The organism is Aeromonas sp. 1805 (assembly GCF_013085525.1).
Classification (GTDB): domain Bacteria; phylum Pseudomonadota; class Gammaproteobacteria; order Enterobacterales; family Aeromonadaceae; genus Aeromonas; species Aeromonas hydrophila.
Map to the genome: position 1 here is coordinate 3,398,504 of NZ_CP038515.1, position 15,597 is coordinate 3,414,100.

The 15,597-nt window shown below is 62.0% G+C and carries 12 protein-coding genes and 1 other RNA gene; 10 read left to right on the top strand and 3 right to left on the bottom strand.

Features of this window, described 5'->3' with window-relative positions; genetic code table 11:
* The first annotated feature begins 343 nt into the window (after positions 1–343).
* A complete protein-coding gene (locus E5E96_RS15980) occupies positions 344–1,975 on the top strand; it encodes a methyl-accepting chemotaxis protein (RefSeq protein ID WP_171282585.1) in 1,632 nt (543 codons plus the stop codon).
* A 444-nt stretch (positions 1,976–2,419) separates the two neighbouring features.
* Here E5E96_RS15980 and suhB read toward each other — a convergent pair whose 3' ends face one another.
* Entirely contained in the window at positions 2,420–3,223 is an 804-nt protein-coding gene (gene suhB / locus E5E96_RS15985) for an inositol-1-monophosphatase (protein ID WP_016350372.1), read from the bottom strand.
* A gap of 201 nt (positions 3,224–3,424) precedes the next feature.
* Between suhB and E5E96_RS15990 the strand changes: the two genes are divergently transcribed.
* From E5E96_RS15990 to emrD, 3 genes are all read left to right on the top strand, one after another.
* On the top strand, positions 3,425–3,880 hold the full coding sequence (locus E5E96_RS15990; RefSeq protein WP_011705601.1) for a hypothetical protein: 456 nt from the start codon (positions 3,425–3,427) through the stop codon (positions 3,878–3,880).
* A 189-nt stretch (positions 3,881–4,069) separates the two neighbouring features.
* Complete coding sequence (locus E5E96_RS15995) at positions 4,070–4,732, top strand: glutathione S-transferase family protein (protein ID WP_029301260.1); 663 nt, start codon at positions 4,070–4,072, stop codon at positions 4,730–4,732.
* A 250-nt stretch (positions 4,733–4,982) separates the two neighbouring features.
* Entirely contained in the window at positions 4,983–6,182 is a 1,200-nt protein-coding gene (gene emrD / locus E5E96_RS16000; protein ID WP_016350375.1) for a multidrug efflux MFS transporter EmrD, read from the top strand.
* 164 nt (positions 6,183–6,346) lie between these two features.
* Here emrD and ssrS read toward each other — a convergent pair.
* Positions 6,347–6,529, bottom strand: a non-coding RNA gene (gene ssrS, locus E5E96_RS16005) — 6S RNA.
* 16 nt (positions 6,530–6,545) lie between these two features.
* Positions 6,546–6,878 carry a cell division protein ZapA gene (gene zapA, locus E5E96_RS16010; RefSeq protein ID WP_016350376.1) on the bottom strand — a complete coding sequence of 111 codons (333 nt, stop codon included), beginning with the start codon at positions 6,876–6,878 and terminating at the stop codon, positions 6,546–6,548.
* A gap of 173 nt (positions 6,879–7,051) precedes the next feature.
* Here zapA and E5E96_RS16015 point away from each other — a divergent pair, with 173 nt between their 5' ends.
* The 6 genes from E5E96_RS16015 (at position 7,052) to gcvP (ending at position 15,547) form a co-directional block, all read left to right on the top strand.
* A complete protein-coding gene (locus tag E5E96_RS16015; RefSeq protein ID WP_011705605.1) occupies positions 7,052–7,621 on the top strand; it encodes a UPF0149 family protein in 570 nt (189 codons plus the stop codon).
* A gap of 183 nt (positions 7,622–7,804) precedes the next feature.
* Entirely contained in the window at positions 7,805–9,022 is a 1,218-nt protein-coding gene (ubiH, locus tag E5E96_RS16020) for a 2-octaprenyl-6-methoxyphenyl hydroxylase (protein ID WP_171282586.1), read from the top strand.
* 89 nt (positions 9,023–9,111) lie between these two features.
* A complete protein-coding gene (locus tag E5E96_RS16025; protein ID WP_171282587.1) occupies positions 9,112–10,347 on the top strand; it encodes an FAD-dependent 2-octaprenylphenol hydroxylase in 1,236 nt (411 codons plus the stop codon).
* Between the two features lie 478 nt (positions 10,348–10,825).
* Complete coding sequence (gcvT, locus tag E5E96_RS16030) at positions 10,826–11,923, top strand: glycine cleavage system aminomethyltransferase GcvT (protein WP_043161877.1); 1,098 nt, start codon at positions 10,826–10,828, stop codon at positions 11,921–11,923.
* Positions 11,924–12,028: 105 nt separating this feature from the next.
* The gene (gene gcvH, locus E5E96_RS16035; protein WP_010634317.1) at positions 12,029–12,418 is read left to right on the top strand and encodes a glycine cleavage system protein GcvH; all 390 of its coding nucleotides are present in this window, start codon (positions 12,029–12,031) and stop codon (positions 12,416–12,418) included.
* 252 nt (positions 12,419–12,670) lie between these two features.
* Positions 12,671–15,547, top strand: coding sequence for an aminomethyl-transferring glycine dehydrogenase (gcvP, locus tag E5E96_RS16040; RefSeq protein ID WP_171282588.1), 2,877 nt, complete (start codon positions 12,671–12,673; stop codon positions 15,545–15,547).
* The last annotated feature ends 50 nt before the right edge of the window (positions 15,548–15,597 follow it).

The following is a 15,597-nucleotide window of genomic DNA, read 5'->3' on the forward strand; positions in this document are numbered from 1 at the left end:
CGAGGCGCCATCCGGGGACTCTTGCATTACAGCGAGCCGGGCCTGACTTGTCCATGCCGGTGCATCGATTGCATTCATCGGCTAACTATTTGAAATGATTTGGTCGCCTTGAATAGTTTGTGATGAAGATCGGGTTGTACGGAAAAACAACTTGCTTTGTTGCGGCGAAAGCTGGTGAAGGAGTAGGCAGGTTTGTGGTAAAGTGCCGCCCTCGCGAAACCCACCCTTCCCTTGGTCTTTCGCAACGTCCCATCTCCCGCCAGGAAAGCCCGGGTTACCAGTTCATACGGATGTGATCGCCACTGTGCACCTGCTTGTCAGCAGTCGAGGATCACCAGCCACCATGTTTTACAAAAATCTGTCTATCGGCAAAAAGATTGCCGTGGTCTTTGCGGTCATTGCCGCCGTCAACGTGATATTCGGTATTTTTCTCTCCAGCGAGCTGCGCGGCGTGCGCGATCGCGTGCTGAATTTTACCGACTCCACCCTGCCGAGCGTGCTCTCGGTCGAGAACCTGCTCTACGACGTATCCTACGTGCGCCGTGCCCAGTTTGCCCTGCTGATGGTGGATGACGCCAGCGATCTGCAGGCCCGTCGCGGCCGGATCCAGGCCAGCGTCCAGAAAGTCGAGCAGGCCTTTCGTGCCTATGAGGCCACGGTCGGTGCCGACCATGAGCGCCAGGTGTTCAACCGCGCCAAGCAGGAGTGGCAACGCTACCTGAACTCGGTCAATGTGGTGGATCAACTGCTGGTGCAGGGTCAGCTGGTCCAGGCCAAGGATCAGCTGTTCCAGTCCAACCCCATTTATGGCGAGCTGGAGCAGGCGGTCAACGGTCTGGTGGAAGTGAACCTCGGCTTCGTGAAAGAGAACCGTGGCAGCCTGCTTGGCAGCGTCAACATGGTGACCAGTTTTGCCATGGTGAGCATCGGCAGCCTGCTGTTGTTCATGGTGGCCATGACCTGGTTCCTGACCCGCCAGATCTGCCTGCCGCTGCAGGCCGTGGTGGCGCAGGCCAACGCCATCGCTGCCGGCGATCTGACCCATCAGCTGGATCGCCAGCACATCGGTCGCGACGAGCTGGGCATGCTGGCCAAGGCCTCCCTCAAGATGCAGGACAACCTGCGTGGCCTGATTGAAGAGGTGGTAGCGGCTGTGACTCAGCTGGGTGCCGCCATTGAAGAGGTGAGCGCCGTCTCCGAGCAGTCGGCACAGGGGATCCAGAGCCAGCAGCAGGAGATCTCGCTGGTCGCTACCGCCATGGCCCAGATGAAGGCCACCGTGGCCGATGTGGCAGGCAACACCGAAACCGCGTCCGAGTCGGCCAGCTCCGCCAATGCCTTGGCACGTCGTGGCAATCAGGATGTGCAGAGCTCGCTGATGTCCATTACCCGGGTTGCCGAAGAGATTGAACAGGCGGGCACCCTGGTCACCGAACTGGAGCGCGAATCTGCCCAGATCAACGTGGTGGTGGATGTGATCCGCGGCATCGCCGATCAGACCAACCTGCTGGCACTCAACGCCGCCATCGAGGCTGCCCGCGCTGGTGAGCAGGGTCGCGGCTTCGCGGTGGTGGCCGACGAGGTGCGTACCCTGGCGGGTCGCACCCAGGCTTCCACCGGCGAGATCGTTGCCATCATCGAAACCCTGCAGGCACGTGCCAACCAGGCCAAAGAGGTGACCGGCCAGAGCTGCGAGATGATCCGCCAGTGCGTGGAGCAGAGCGAGCAGACCAGCAACGGCATCCAGCAGATTGAAGAGGCGGTGGCCCAGATCGCCGACATGGCCATTCAGATCGCCAGTGCCTGCGGCGAGCAGGATGCGGTCTCCGATGAGCTGGGTCGCAACGTGGAGCGGATCAACGAATCCTCCAACGAGGTCGCCGTTGGGGCCGATCATACCGCCCGCGCCTGCCTGGAATTGAGCCAGCTGGCCGCCGGTCTGCGTCAGACCATCGGTCGTTTCCGTCTGGCGTAATGCTGCTGCGCGCCAGGGAGGGCGACGCAACCGTTGCCTGAACTGGCAGGCACCCAAACAACCCGGCTCTGGCCGGGTTGTTTGTTATTGGCTGGCGGCTACTGGATTAGTCATGTGGTTTGCAAGGAAGGGAGAGCAACACGGGTTCGGTGAATAGCGCCGCAAACCCGCGACGGCAGCCGGGTCGGCCTGAGAGCAACCTGAGGGGCAAGGCCGGGCGATGGTGCCGTGCTGGTTCGAAGGGGGACGCATCCTCTTGCTGCGCTGAGGAGGCATCTACCAAAGCCCTGACTTGGCTGGGCAACGAATGCAGTCACTCCGATGGGATAGGTAGGGCAATGATGTGTGGGGATATGACGCAGAAAGGCACGCTTTCCTTGCTGGCGGCCATAAAAAAACCCGGCCTAGGCCGGGTTTGTGGTACGTGTGCTACGGGAGGCTGGCTTATTTGGCCAGGGACTCCGGCAGGTTTTCACGGATCTTGCCGAGCATCTCTTTCAAAACGCGCGGGTTGGCAACCACGATGTTGCCGGAGTTTTCGTAGTTGTGACCACCGACGAAGTCGGTGACGATGGCGCCGGCCTCTTTGGCCAGCAGCTCACCGGCTGCGGTATCCCAAGGCTTCAAGCCGATTTCCCAGAAACCGTCGACGCGACCGGCAGCCACGTAGGCCAGATCCAGTGCGGCAGAGCCGGCACGACGGATGTCGGCACACTCGATGAACATGCTCTGGAACATCTTCAGGTACGGCTCGATGTGGTGCTTCTGCTTGAACGGGAAACCGGTGGCCAGGATGGTACCGGCCAGCTCTTTGGCCTTGCCGACACGGATGCGATAACCGTTCAGCTGGGCACCACTACCACGAGTAGCAGTAAACAGCTCGTCACGGATCGGATCGTAAACAACGGCTTGTTCAGTCTTGCCCTTCACGCGCAGGGCGATGGAGACGGCAAAGTGCGGAATGCCTTTGACCAGGTTGGTCGTGCCATCCAGTGGGTCAATGATCCATTGGTAGTCCGGATTGGTACCGGTAATCTCACCAGACTCTTCAGCCACGATGCTGTGTTCCGGGTAAGATTTTTTGATGGTGTGAATGATGGCCGCTTCGGCTTCACGGTCAACGTTGGTCACGAAGTCATTGCTGCCTTTCTGGATAACCTCGATGTTCTCGGGTTGAGAAAAGGCTTTTACTACTACTTGACCGGCGTTGCGCGCAGCGCGCACGGCGATATTCAGCATCGGATGCATAGGTTCACCACTGGATGTTAAAGAACGGGGAATAAAAGGACGCGGTATCATACCAGTCTTCGCGAGAATGGCAACCGTTATACGCCATCCCCCCAGCCTTGGCGACTGCCAGATCTGACGGCTCCAATATAGGCTCCTTTTGGTCTAGTCTTATGGGCAGCAGCCGAATAACAGGCTGCATTGAGCATAGGGACGTGGATCATGAATTTGTCATTAGTCAGTCAAAAACCGTCGGCAATCACTACCCAGGGGCTGCTGGCTGCCTTGCGCGCATCGACCGGATATGGCGACTACTTCAACGAGGTGAGCATTGCCCAGCCTTGCCAATGGCAGCCAGGCAAGGAAGAGGCAGCGATCTTGCTGCTCGATGGCGACGCGGCCTGGCCGGAATTTGCCTGGCAGCGCAACAGCGATACATTCGGCTTGCCGGTGTTGCCGCTGCTGATGCGCAAAGGCGATGCCACTCTCACCATTCAGGGGCCAGACGTGCGGGACCCGCGCTTCTATTTCGTCTCAAACGGCATAGTGCTGGAAGAGTCGGAACTCGCCGATCCCGCCTGCAGCCGGGTGCTGCTGAGCAAACTGGAGTCCTACTTCCCGCTCTTGTCCCGCCTGATCCTGCTGCGCCAGCGCCAACCCATGGGGCTGTGCAACTAGTCACGATCCTCCCTGCGTCCGGGCTGTTCAAGCGGCACAATATTTGTCATAACTGACCAGTATTGTGCCGCTTTGCCATGCTGGCATCGGAGCAAATGCCGGTGTGGCATCCGCTCTGTGTCCGTTGTCGTCTCGCATGAGCGAGGCTGGCCGTCTCTGCACCAATGTGTGAATCACAAGGAGTTCATGATGATCGACTTTTATACCGCCGCTACGCCCAACGGCTTCAAGGTGGCGATTGCCCTGGAAGAGCTGGGTTTGCCCTATCGGGTGATCCCGCTCGATCTGTCGGCGCTGGATCAGAAGAAGCCCGAGTTTCTGGCCATCAACCCCAACGGCCGTATCCCGGCCATCGTCGATCGGGATAATGGTGACTTCGCCGTGTTCGAGTCTGGCGCCATCCTGCTTTATCTGGCGGAGAAGGCGGGCAAGTTGCTGCCGGCAGATCCCAAGCGCCGCTCCCAGGCCATCCAGTGGTTGATGTTCCAGATGGGCGGGGTCGGTCCCATGATGGGGCAGGCCAACGTCTTCTATCGCTACTTCCCGGAGAAGATCCCGGCTGCCATCGAGCGCTACCAGAAGGAGGGGCGCCGTCTGTTCGAGGTGCTCGACAGCCACTTGGCCCATCACGAATATCTGGCCGACGAGTACAGCATCGCCGACATCGCCACCTGGCCCTGGGTACGCATTTATGACTGGAGCGGCATCTCCATCGAGGGGTTGCCACACCTGCAAGCCTGGATGGACCGGATGGCAGAGAAGCCCGCCTGTCAGAAGGGGATCACCATACCGCCGCGCAACGAGAAGCCGGAGGATCTGGTCAAACAGGCCCAGCAGATGGTAACACGTTGATTTTTATTGCTGACGGGGCTAAAAACCCCGTCACATTAGAAAAACTAGGGAAAGCTGATTATAAAGATTCGTTCGTTTTTCGTGATCTGAATCACTAAGATCACCGCAAGCCTAGGGAGTGTCCTGCTCCCGGCCGGTGCGGGTTCTCCGCCTTGTATTTTCACCTTTGATTGACTCTGTGTTTTTGGATCCCCTCTGCAGGTTTCTGCCAGGGGTGCGGCAGCTTTTTGATGATTTTCGGGACTGAGATATGTATCGGCACAGTTTTTATCCGCTGTTTTTTCTGACCATTCTGATGGTCGCTGTGGGCCAGATGACCCAGACCCTGTATGTGCCCTCGATTCCCATGATGGCGGGGGACTTCAACGTGGCCTCCGGCCAGTTGCAGGCGGTGATGGCTTGTTACCTGATCCCGTACGGGCTCTCCCAGTTTGTTTACGGCCCGCTGTCGGATCGCATCGGCCGTCGCCCCATCCTGCTTATCGGCATGATGGTGTTTCTGGTGGGCACCCTGACCATTCAGTTGATCCCAAGCTTCATGGCGTTGCTGGTGGGCAGCTTCATTCAGGGGCTGGGCACCGGGGCGGGTGGCGCCATGAGCCGGACCGTGATGCGCGATCGCTACAGCGGCGCCGAGCTCAACCGGGCCAACAGCTTGGTGAGCATGGGGGTGATCTTCTCCCCGCTGCTGGCGCCGGTGCTGGGTGGCTGGTTGACCGAGCTGTTCAACTGGCGTGCCGGGTACTGGTTCCTGTTCGGCTTCGGTGCGGTGACGACTCTGGCGCTGCTGGCCTGGTTTGCTGAAACGCTGCCGGCGACCGCACGCCAACAGCCGCTGCGAGTCGGTGCCGCCTATCGCCACGTGCTCGGCAATCCGCGCTTTCAGGGCAACCTGCTCTGCCTGATGGCGACCTTTGCCGGTCTGGCGGTGTTCGAGGCTGCGGCCGGCGTGCTGCTTGGCGATGTGCTCAAATTGAGTGCCCGCACCGTCAGCGTGCTGTTCGTGCTGCCGCTGCCCGGTTATCTGTTCGGTGCCTGGCTCTCTGCCAAGCTCAGTTTTCGCCTGAGTCAGGGTAAGCTGATGCGCCTTGGTATCGTCTTCCTGGCGCTGGGGTCGTTGATCATCCTGCTGCCGGGTCTGTTCGGGGTCGTGAGTGCGGCCTCCCTGGTTGGCGGCGCCGCCGTCTACTTCATTGGCAGCGGCATTCTCTATCCGACCGCTACCTCCTGCGCCATCGAACCCTTCCCGGGTCAGGCGGGCACCGCCGGTGCCATTCTCGGCGGCATGCAGAACCTGGGGGCCGGAATCGTGACGCTGCTGGCAGCCTGCTTCCCGATGGAAGGGCAGGTGACTCTGGGGGCCATCATGACACTGATGGTGCTGATCGTGGCGCTGAGCTTTCTCTGGCTGCGCCACCACGGCTCACCCCATCAACAGATGGCTGTCTGAGCCGAGCACATAAAAAAGACCCGCCCAAGCCGGCGGGTTTTTTATGGGCCGCTTCTGGTGTGACTGGTGCTGCGGGAGTGTCGAAGGGGGCGGCGGCAGGGGAGAGCGGATGACGCAGGAGATAAAGAAAAAGCCCGTCACGTTGGTGACGGGCTTTTTGCTGTTGGTACCCCGGAGATGCCGTTGCCGGTTTGGGCCCTTGAACCGTCGGTTCAAGGCGGGGATCGGATCTGACCGCAGGCTTCTCGGTCGTGCCGAGCATGCGCAATAGCCAGAAGGCAGATCCCCTGTTTGGTATGAATATCGGCTCGGGGACTTGAACCGGCTGACAAACACCCCAGGGAATTTTAAAACGGTGGACGATTAGGGCTGCAGGCCTTCGTCGCTGGATTCGCCATATTGTCCGTGCTCGATCAAGGCCGCTTCGATGGTGCGTTGAAGCATCTTGATCCGCTTGTCCATGGTCTCAGAGTATTGGTGATTTTTCTCTTTTTCAAGGCAGAGCTCATGGCAAAAATTGAGCGCTGCCATCACCGCCAGCTGTTCGTTGCTGGAGACCTTGGAGCGTTGACGCAGCTCGATGAGTTTATCAGTCAGCTGGTCGGCGGCCTGGCGCAGGGCATCCTGCTGTCCCAGGGGACAGGATACCTTGTAGGGACGTCCCAAAATGACGATTTCTACGGCCTCTGTGCTCATGCCTTCCTCAATACGGCGGAGCTGATTTCCGCCTTTATCCACGTGGACAACTGGGCGGGACTATATAGCGCAGATGCAGAAGTTTCAAGGCCTTGCTGGCTCTGGAAGGGGGAGAATGCTAGGATCCTGACCATTAATTCTGCATATTTGCCTGAACTTTGAGCGGATCTTCGATGAGCAAAACGAACCCCCTGAAATACGCGGCCGTGGCCGACCTGATGGAGCAGCATGAGCTGATGGCGACGGCTGTAGAGGCCCATGGCGTGATCTGCGGTCTGGTGTGCGGTGGTGTGGCACTGGACGACAAGAGCTGGCTGCCCCATTTCAATGATCTGGTCAACGACGGCTTCGGTCTGCCGGCCCCGGTGCGCCAGGTGATGACCGATCTCTATCACCAGGTGATCGAGAGCCTGATGGCCCAGAAAGGGGTCGAGCTGCTGCTGCCGAGCGACGAAGCGCCGCTCGACGAGCGCATCGACTCGCTGGTGGATTGGTCCCAGGCTTTCCTGGCTGGTTTCGGCGTGGTGCAGCAGGAGCTCTCCAAGGCTTCCGAAGAGCTGCAGGAGATGATCCAGGACATCGCCAGCATCACCCAGGTCTCCGCCGAATTCGATCAGGAAGATGAAGAGAACGAAGCCTCCTTCCTGGTGCTCTACGAGCACGTGCGCCTCGGGGTGATGATGAGCTTCGAGGAGTTTGGCAAGCGGCCGGATGCCCCGAGCACGCCGCCGACCCTGCACTGAGTCGGTTGAACCCTAAAAAGAGCGCCTGGTGGCGCTCTTTTTACATCTGGATGTTGCCCGCGCCAGACCGCCGTGATGAGGCAAGTGACGACAGAGACTGCGCTTTTTTGCCCGTGGCTTCGCATCCCGACCCCATGCTTTGTGTTAGCATGACCCCACATTTTCAGTCTTTCCCCTCATCTCATGTCTCAATCTGATCTGAACCACGTCGATGTGGCCATCGTCGGTGGTGGAATGAGCGGCGCCGTGCTGGCGCTCTCCCTCGCGGCCCTGCCAGGGCCCAAGCCCCTGCAGATCCTGCTGCTGGAGGCGAGCGCCCCCGAGCTCAATGCGCATCCCGGCTTCGATGCCCGCGCCATCGCGCTCTCCGCCGGCACCTGCGAAGCGCTGGCCCGGCACGGGCTCTGGTCCCGTTTTGCTCCCCATTGCAGCCCCATCAGCCAGATTCATGTGTCGGATCGGGGCCACTTCGGCCAGGCCGGCTTGACGGCGGCGGAGTATGGCCTGCCTGCCCTTGGCCAGGTGATCGAGTTGTCGGCGGCGGGCATTGCGCTGCAGCAGGCGATTGCCGCCTGCCCGCAGATCCGCATGCTGTGTCCGGCCCAGCTCGAACACGTGGAGCCATTGGCGGAGGGGGTAAACCTGACCCTGGCCAGCGGCGAGCGTTATCAGACCCGCCTGCTGGTGGCGGCTGATGGCGGCAACTCCTTCGTGCGCCAGCAGTGCAAGCTGGCGGTGAGCCGTCACGACTACGGTCAGAGCGCCATCATCGCCACCGTCAAGACCGCCGAAGACCCGGCCGGACGGGCTTTCGAGCGTTTCACCCAAGGGGGGCCGCTGGCCCTGCTGCCGATGCAGGACGGGCTCTCCTCCCTGGTCTGGAGCGTGGCACGGGATGAGGCGCCGGCCTTGATGGCGCTCGATGACTCTGCGTTTCTGGCCCGCCTGCAGCAGGCCTTTGGCTGGCGCCTCGGCCGTTTCTTGCAAACCGGCCAGCGCCACGTCTATCCGCTGGTGCTGACGGTGGCCGACTACCCGCTGGCCCAGCGCACCGTGCTGGTGGGCAATGCCGCCCATCTGCTGCATCCCATCGCCGGTCAGGGCTTCAACCTCGGCATGCGCGATCTGGACCTGCTCACCCGGGCGGTGGGCCGGGCGCTGACGGCGGGGGAGGATATCGGCAGCTTTGAGGTGCTCAGCGGCTACTGGCAGCAGCGCAAGGGGGATCAGGCCCAGACGGTCTGGCTCACTTCTTCGCTGGCCCAGCTCTTCTCCAATGATCATGACCCGCTGGTGGCGGGCCGCAACCTGGCGCTCTCCCTGATGGGGCGGCTGAGCTGCCTAAAGGCGCCGCTGGCCTCCCGCACCCTGGGCTTTGTCGCCGATGTGTGCCGCCCCTGAGGCGAGGTGACGTCATGGGTATTGAACGGGTGCGCCTTCGGGCGTGCCCTCGCTGATCCCGGCGATCAGCCCTGAAAGGATATAGAACGATGCAGATGCAAAACGTGGATGTGGTGATTGTAGGGGGCGGCATGGTGGGCCTGGGGCTCGCCGCCGCGCTCAAGGGAAGTGCGCTCAAGGTCGCCGTGGTCGAGGGCCAGCTGCCGGAGTCCGAGCTTGACGAGGTGCCGGACAACCGGGTCAGCGCCTTGAGTCTCGCCAGTCAGCGCATCCTGCAGCAGGTGGGCGCCTGGCGCGGGATCGAGGCCCGTCGCCTGCAGCCCTACGGGCAGATGGAGGTGTGGGAGCAGGACAGCTTTGGCCGGATCGCCTTTGATGCTGCCAGCCTGCGCCAGACCGAGCTCGGCCACATCGTCGAGAACCGGGTCATCCAGCTGGCGCTGCTGGAAGCGGTTCTCGATGGCGACAACATCCAGCTGCTGAGCCCGGCCCGGGCGAGCAGCCTGCAAAGCGGCGAGGCGGGGTCGCTCCTGCTGCTGGAAGATGGCCGCGCGCTGTCGGCCAAATTGGTGGTGGCGGCCGATGGCGCTCACTCCTGGGTGCGCCGGCAGGCCGACATCCCGCTCACCAGCTGGGATTACGGCCACCACGCGCTGGTGGCGACGGTGCGCTGTGCCGAGCCGCACGAGGCGGTGGCACGCCAGATCTTCACCCCGGATGGCCCTCTCGCCTTTTTACCCCTGTGGCAGGAGAACCTCTGCTCCATCGTCTGGTCGCTGCCTGCGGCTCGTGCCGAGGCGCTCTGTCAGTGTGATGAAGAGCAATTCAACCGCCAGCTCACCACCGCGTTCGACGGCCGGCTGGGTCTGTGCAAGGTGGAAGGGGCGCGCAGCGCCATCCCGCTCACTGCCCGCTATGCCCGCGACTTTGCCCGCGAGCGGCTGGTGCTGGTGGGGGATGCCGCCCACACCATCCACCCGCTGGCGGGGCAGGGGGTCAACCTGGGGCTGCTGGATGCCGCCGCCCTGGCCGAGCAGATCCTGCGCAATCAGGCGGCGGGCAAGGACATCGGCCGGCTCGCCAACCTGCGCAGCTATGAGCGCTGGCGCAAGAGCGAGGCGGCCAGCATGCTGGCGGCGATGGAGGGGCTCAAGCGGCTGTTCGCCGGTGCCAATCCGCTCAAGAAGCTGGTGCGTGGGGCCGGGCTGTGCGCCTTCGATCTTCTGACGCCGCTCAAGCAAAGCGTGATCCGGGCCGCCATGGGGTTAGAGGGTGAGTTGCCGGCCCTGGCCAAGGGGAACAATTTGCCGACCCGGCCGAAGTAAGAGGGTGATCCGGGCCGCCATGGGGCAGGAAGGCGAGCTGCCTGCCCTGGCCAAGGGTGAAAAAATCTAATAATACCCGGCTGTTTTCACAACAAAACTAATGTGATGAGGCTGATGACCCGGTTTGGGCATCAGCCTTTAATCTGGGCGGTCGGCGAAACGTTTTTCTCCAAATTGTGACGAAACGGTAAAAATCGAAATTTAATATCGCCATTACCGGGTTTGGTCTGTTTTTATCACTGTTTTTACCTTAGTCTCTGGGGTCTGTTTACTGGCGGTGGATTAGTTTTTTTTGAGCGGCATGCGCGTCCGCTTGGCTTATAATCCGCTGCGTTCAAGGAATCACTCTTGCCCTGCGGGGCCGGAACGAGCACAGACTCAGGTACTTCGCTTGCTGCCACCCAGGTAGATAGCCGGATGGTGGCTGCCGGGCGAGCGATGCGTGAGTGTTGTCGCGAACGCTTAAGGAAACACAGCGATGATCCAGACTACAGTACTGCATCCCAAGCACCTGGAAGCCGGCGCCAAGATGGTGGACTTCCACGGTTGGGAAATGCCCATTAACTACGGCTCACAGCTGGAAGAGCACCATCAGGTGCGCACCGATGCCGGCATGTTCGACGTCTCCCACATGACCATCGTCGATTTGACCGGCGAGCGGGTCAAAGCCTTCCTGCAACACCTGCTGGCCAACGACGTGGCCAAGCTCACCGTCTTCGGCAAGGCCCTCTACAGCGGCATGCTGACCCCGGAAGGCGGTGTTATCGATGACCTCATTACCTATTACCTTGGCGAGACCTTCTACCGCCTGGTGGTCAACTCCGCCACCCGCGAGAAGGATCTGGCCTGGATCCGCCACCACGCCCAGGATTTCGGGGTGACCGTGACCGAGCGTCCTGAGCTCGCCATGATCGCGGTGCAGGGCCCCAACGCCAAAGCCAAGGCGGCCAAGGTGTTCAGCGCCGAGCAAGTTGCCGCAGTGGAAGGGATGAAGCCCTTCTTCGGCGTGCAGGCCGGCGAGCTCTTCATTGCCACCACTGGCTACACCGGTGAAGACGGCTACGAGATCGTGGTGCCGCAAGAGCAGGCGTGCGATCTGTGGCAGGCGCTGCTGGACAACGGCGTGGCCCCCTGCGGCCTGGGTGCCCGTGACACCCTGCGCCTCGAGGCCGGCATGAACCTCTACGGCCAGGACATGGACGAAACCGTCTCTCCCCTTGCCGCCAACATGGCCTGGACCATCGCCTGGGAACCGAGCGATCGCCAGTTCATCGGCCGCGCCGCGCTGGAAGCCCAGAAAGCCGCCGGCAGCCAGCCCAAGCTGGTGGGTCTGGTGATGGAAGAGAAGGGCGTGCTGCGTAGCGGCATGCCGGTCACCTTCACCACCGCCGCTGGAGAAGAGCGGGAAGGTGTGATCACCTCCGGCTCTTTCTCGCCCACCCTGGGGTACAGTATTGCGTTGGCGCGGGTGCCCCGTGATATCGGCGAACAAGCCTCGGTGGAGATCCGCAAGAAGCTGGTCACCGTCAAAGTGACCAAGCCGGCTTTCGTGCGCAACGGCCAGAAGCTGGTGTAACGACCCATTGCGGCGAAGGGGCTGCCCTTCGCCAGACCCCCTTGCCCCGGCAACGTCTGTCGAACGCGCCGGGACAAGTGATCCAAGTGAATAAAGGAAGCACAAATGAGCCATATCCCGAGCGAACTGAAATATGCCACCTCCCATGAGTGGATCCGTGTCGAAGCCAACGGCGAGGCCGTGGTCGGTATCACCGAGCACGCCCAGGAGCTGCTGGGTGACATGGTGTTCGTCGATCTGCCGGAAGTGGGCAAGCAGGTCGGTGCCGGTGATGACTGCGCCGTGGCCGAGTCGGTCAAGGCCGCCTCTGACATCTACAGCCCGGTGAGCGGCGAGATCCTGGCCGTCAACGAAGAGCTGGAAGGCAGCCCCGAGCTGGTCAACTCCGATCCCTACGGTGCCGGCTGGTTGTTTCGCATCAAGCTGGACGACGCGGGCGAGCTCGCCAACCTGCTGGATGCCGAAGGCTACCAGAACGTGGTGGACGAAGAGTAATGCCCCCGGGCCCTGCCAATGCGCAGGGCCCGCTTGTATAGGTGCCCGTCGGCCAGGAGGCCGACCGGCGAGGGTGAAGTCGTCCGCACCGGTTTGCCCGCGGCAAACCGGTCAGCCGCAAGACGACCCCCTGTCGCTATGAGCGACATCCGGTGCCGGCAGGGGCCACCCTGCCAGCCGAACATGAGTGAAGCCGGCCGAGGCTGGCTGTCAGGCACTTAGTTATCAGGACTTTTTATCAGGAATAGGGAAATGACCCAGTCACTGTTTGAACTCGAGCAAAAAACCGATTTCATCCGCCGTCACATCGGGCCGGGTGAGGAAGATCTGCGCGCCCTGCTGGCCGTGGTGGGCGCCGAGAGCCTGGATGATCTGATTGAGCAGACCGTCCCCGCCGCCATTCGCCGGCCGGGTCCGCTCGGTATCGGCGCCTCCATGACCGAGGTGGAAGCGCTGGCCAAGCTCAAGAGCTATGCCGCCCAGAACAAGGTCGCCAAGAGCTACATCGGCATGGGCTATCACGATACCCATGTACCCCACGTCATCTTGCGCAACGTGCTGGAAAACCCGGGTTGGTATACCGCCTACACCCCGTACCAGCCCGAGCTGGCGCAGGGCCGTCTCGAAGCCCTGCTCAACTTCCAGCAGCTGACCCTGGACTTGACCGGCATGGATCTGGCCAGTGCCTCCCTGCTGGATGAGGCGACCGCCGCCGCCGAGGCGATGGCGCTGGCCAAGCGGATGGCCAAGTCCAAAGCCAATCTCTTCTTCGTGGCCGACGACGTGCACCCGCAGGTGATCGACGTGGTCAAGGAGCGCGCGGTTCACTTCGGTTTTGACGTGGCCGTCGGCCCGGCCGCACAGGCCTGCGCCGAAGAGGTGTTCGGTGCCCTGTTCCAGTACCCCACCACCACGGGTGAAGTGAAAGATCTGCGGGCCCTTATCGCCGCCGTGCAAGCCCAGAAAGGGCTGGCCTGCGTCAGCGCCGATCTGCTCTCCTTGCTGCTGCTCAAATCCCCGGGCGAGCTGGGGGCTGACGTGGTGCTGGGCTCGGCCCAGCGCTTTGGCGTGCCCATGGGCTACGGTGGCCCGCATGCCGCCTTCTTCGCCACTCGCGATGCTTACAAGCGCTCCATGCCGGGCCGCATCATCGGTGTCTCCAAGGATGCCCGCGGCAAGGCCGCGCTGCGTATGGCGATGCAGACCCGCGAGCAGCACATCCGCCGCGAGAAGGCCAACTCCAACATCTGTACCGCTCAGGTGCTGCTGGCCAACATGGCAAGCTTCTACGCCGTCTACCACGGCCCGGTGGGGCTGAAAACCATCGCCTCCCGCGTGCACCGTCTGACCACCATTCTGGCGCTCGGCCTCAAGGCCAAGGGCGTGGCCCTCAAGCATGCCAGCTGGTTCGATACCCTGACCGTGCTGACCACGGGCAAATCAGAGCTGATCGCCAAGGCCGAGGGGCTGGGCATCAACCTGCGCGCGGATCTGGACGGCGCAGTGGGCGTGTCGTTCTCTGAAACCACCACCCGTGGCGATGTGGCCGAGCTGTTCGAGTTGTTCCTGGGCACAGGTCACGGCCTGGACATCGAGGCTCTCGACCTGGCGGCCCAGGCCCATCACGCCATCCCGCAGGATCTGCTGCGCACTGACGCCGTGCTGACCCACGAGGTGTTCAACAAGTACCACTCCGAGACCGAGATGCTGCGCTACATCCACCGTCTCGAAGCCAAGGATCTGGCCCTCAACTACGCCATGATCTCCTTGGGCTCCTGCACCATGAAGCTCAACGCCACCGCCGAGATGATCCCGGTGACCTGGCCCGAGTTTGGCAAGCTGCACCCGTTCGCCCCGCTGGCCCAGGCCAAAGGCTATCAGCTGCTGCTGGCCGACCTTGAAAACTGGCTGGTGAAGGTGACCGGTTATGATGCGGTCTGCATGCAGCCCAACTCCGGGGCGCAGGGCGAATACGCCGGTCTGCTCGCCATCAAGAAGTACCACGAGTCTCGCGGCGAGGGGCATCGCGATATCTGCCTCATTCCGGCGTCTGCGCACGGTACCAACCCGGCTTCCGCTCAGATGGCGGGCCTGCGGGTCATCGTCACCGCCTGTGACAAATCAGGCAACGTGGATCTGGACGATCTGCGCGCCAAGGCCGCCGAGGCGGGGGATCAACTCTCCTGTCTGATGGTGACCTACCCCTCCACCCACGGGGTGTACGAGGAGACCATCAAGGAGGTGTGTGACATCGTTCACCAGCACGGTGGTCAAGTCTATCTGGACGGCGCCAACATGAATGCCCAGGTGGGCCTCACGGCGCCAGGTTTCATCGGGGCGGACGTCTCCCACCTCAACCTGCACAAGACCTTCGCCATTCCTCATGGCGGTGGCGGCCCGGGCATGGGCCCCATCGGCGTGAAGAAGCACCTGGCGCCGTTTGTGGCCGGTCACGCCGTGGTCAAGACCGACAAGGAGAGCCGCAACAACGGCGCCGTCTCGGCGGCACCGTTCGGCTCGGCCAGCATCCTGCCCATCAGCTGGATGTACATCGCCATGCTGGGAGACGAGGGGCTGAAGAAATCCACCCAGGTGGCCATCCTCAACGCCAACTACCTGGCCAAGAAGCTGGGTGAATCCTTCCCGGTGCTCTATTCCGGCCGTAACGGTCGGGTAGCTCACGAGTGCATCCTGGATATCCGCCCGCTCAAAGAAGCCTCTGGCATCAGCGAGATGGACGTGGCCAAGCGGCTGATGGACTACGGTTTCCACGCGCCGACCATGAGCTTCCCGGTTGCGGGTACCCTGATGGTCGAGCCGACCGAGTCGGAATCCAAGCGCGAGCTGGACCGCTTCGTCGAGGCGATGACCGCCATTCGCGCCGAGATCGCCAAGGTGCAGGACGGGCAGTGGAGCCTCACCGACAACCCGCTGGTCCATGCCCCGCACACCCAGGATGACGTGATGGACGCTGAGTGGTCTCGTGGCTACAGCCGCGCCGAGGCGGTGTTCCCGTCGGACGCCGTGCGTGCCGCCAAGCTGTGGCCGTCGGTCAACCGCATCGACGACGTCTACGGAGATCGCAACCTGTTCTGCTCCTGCATCCCGACCGAGGATTACGCCAAGTAAGTGGCTCACTGATCACGGCCATTCAAGTTGGAAACCAACAATGCCCTGCA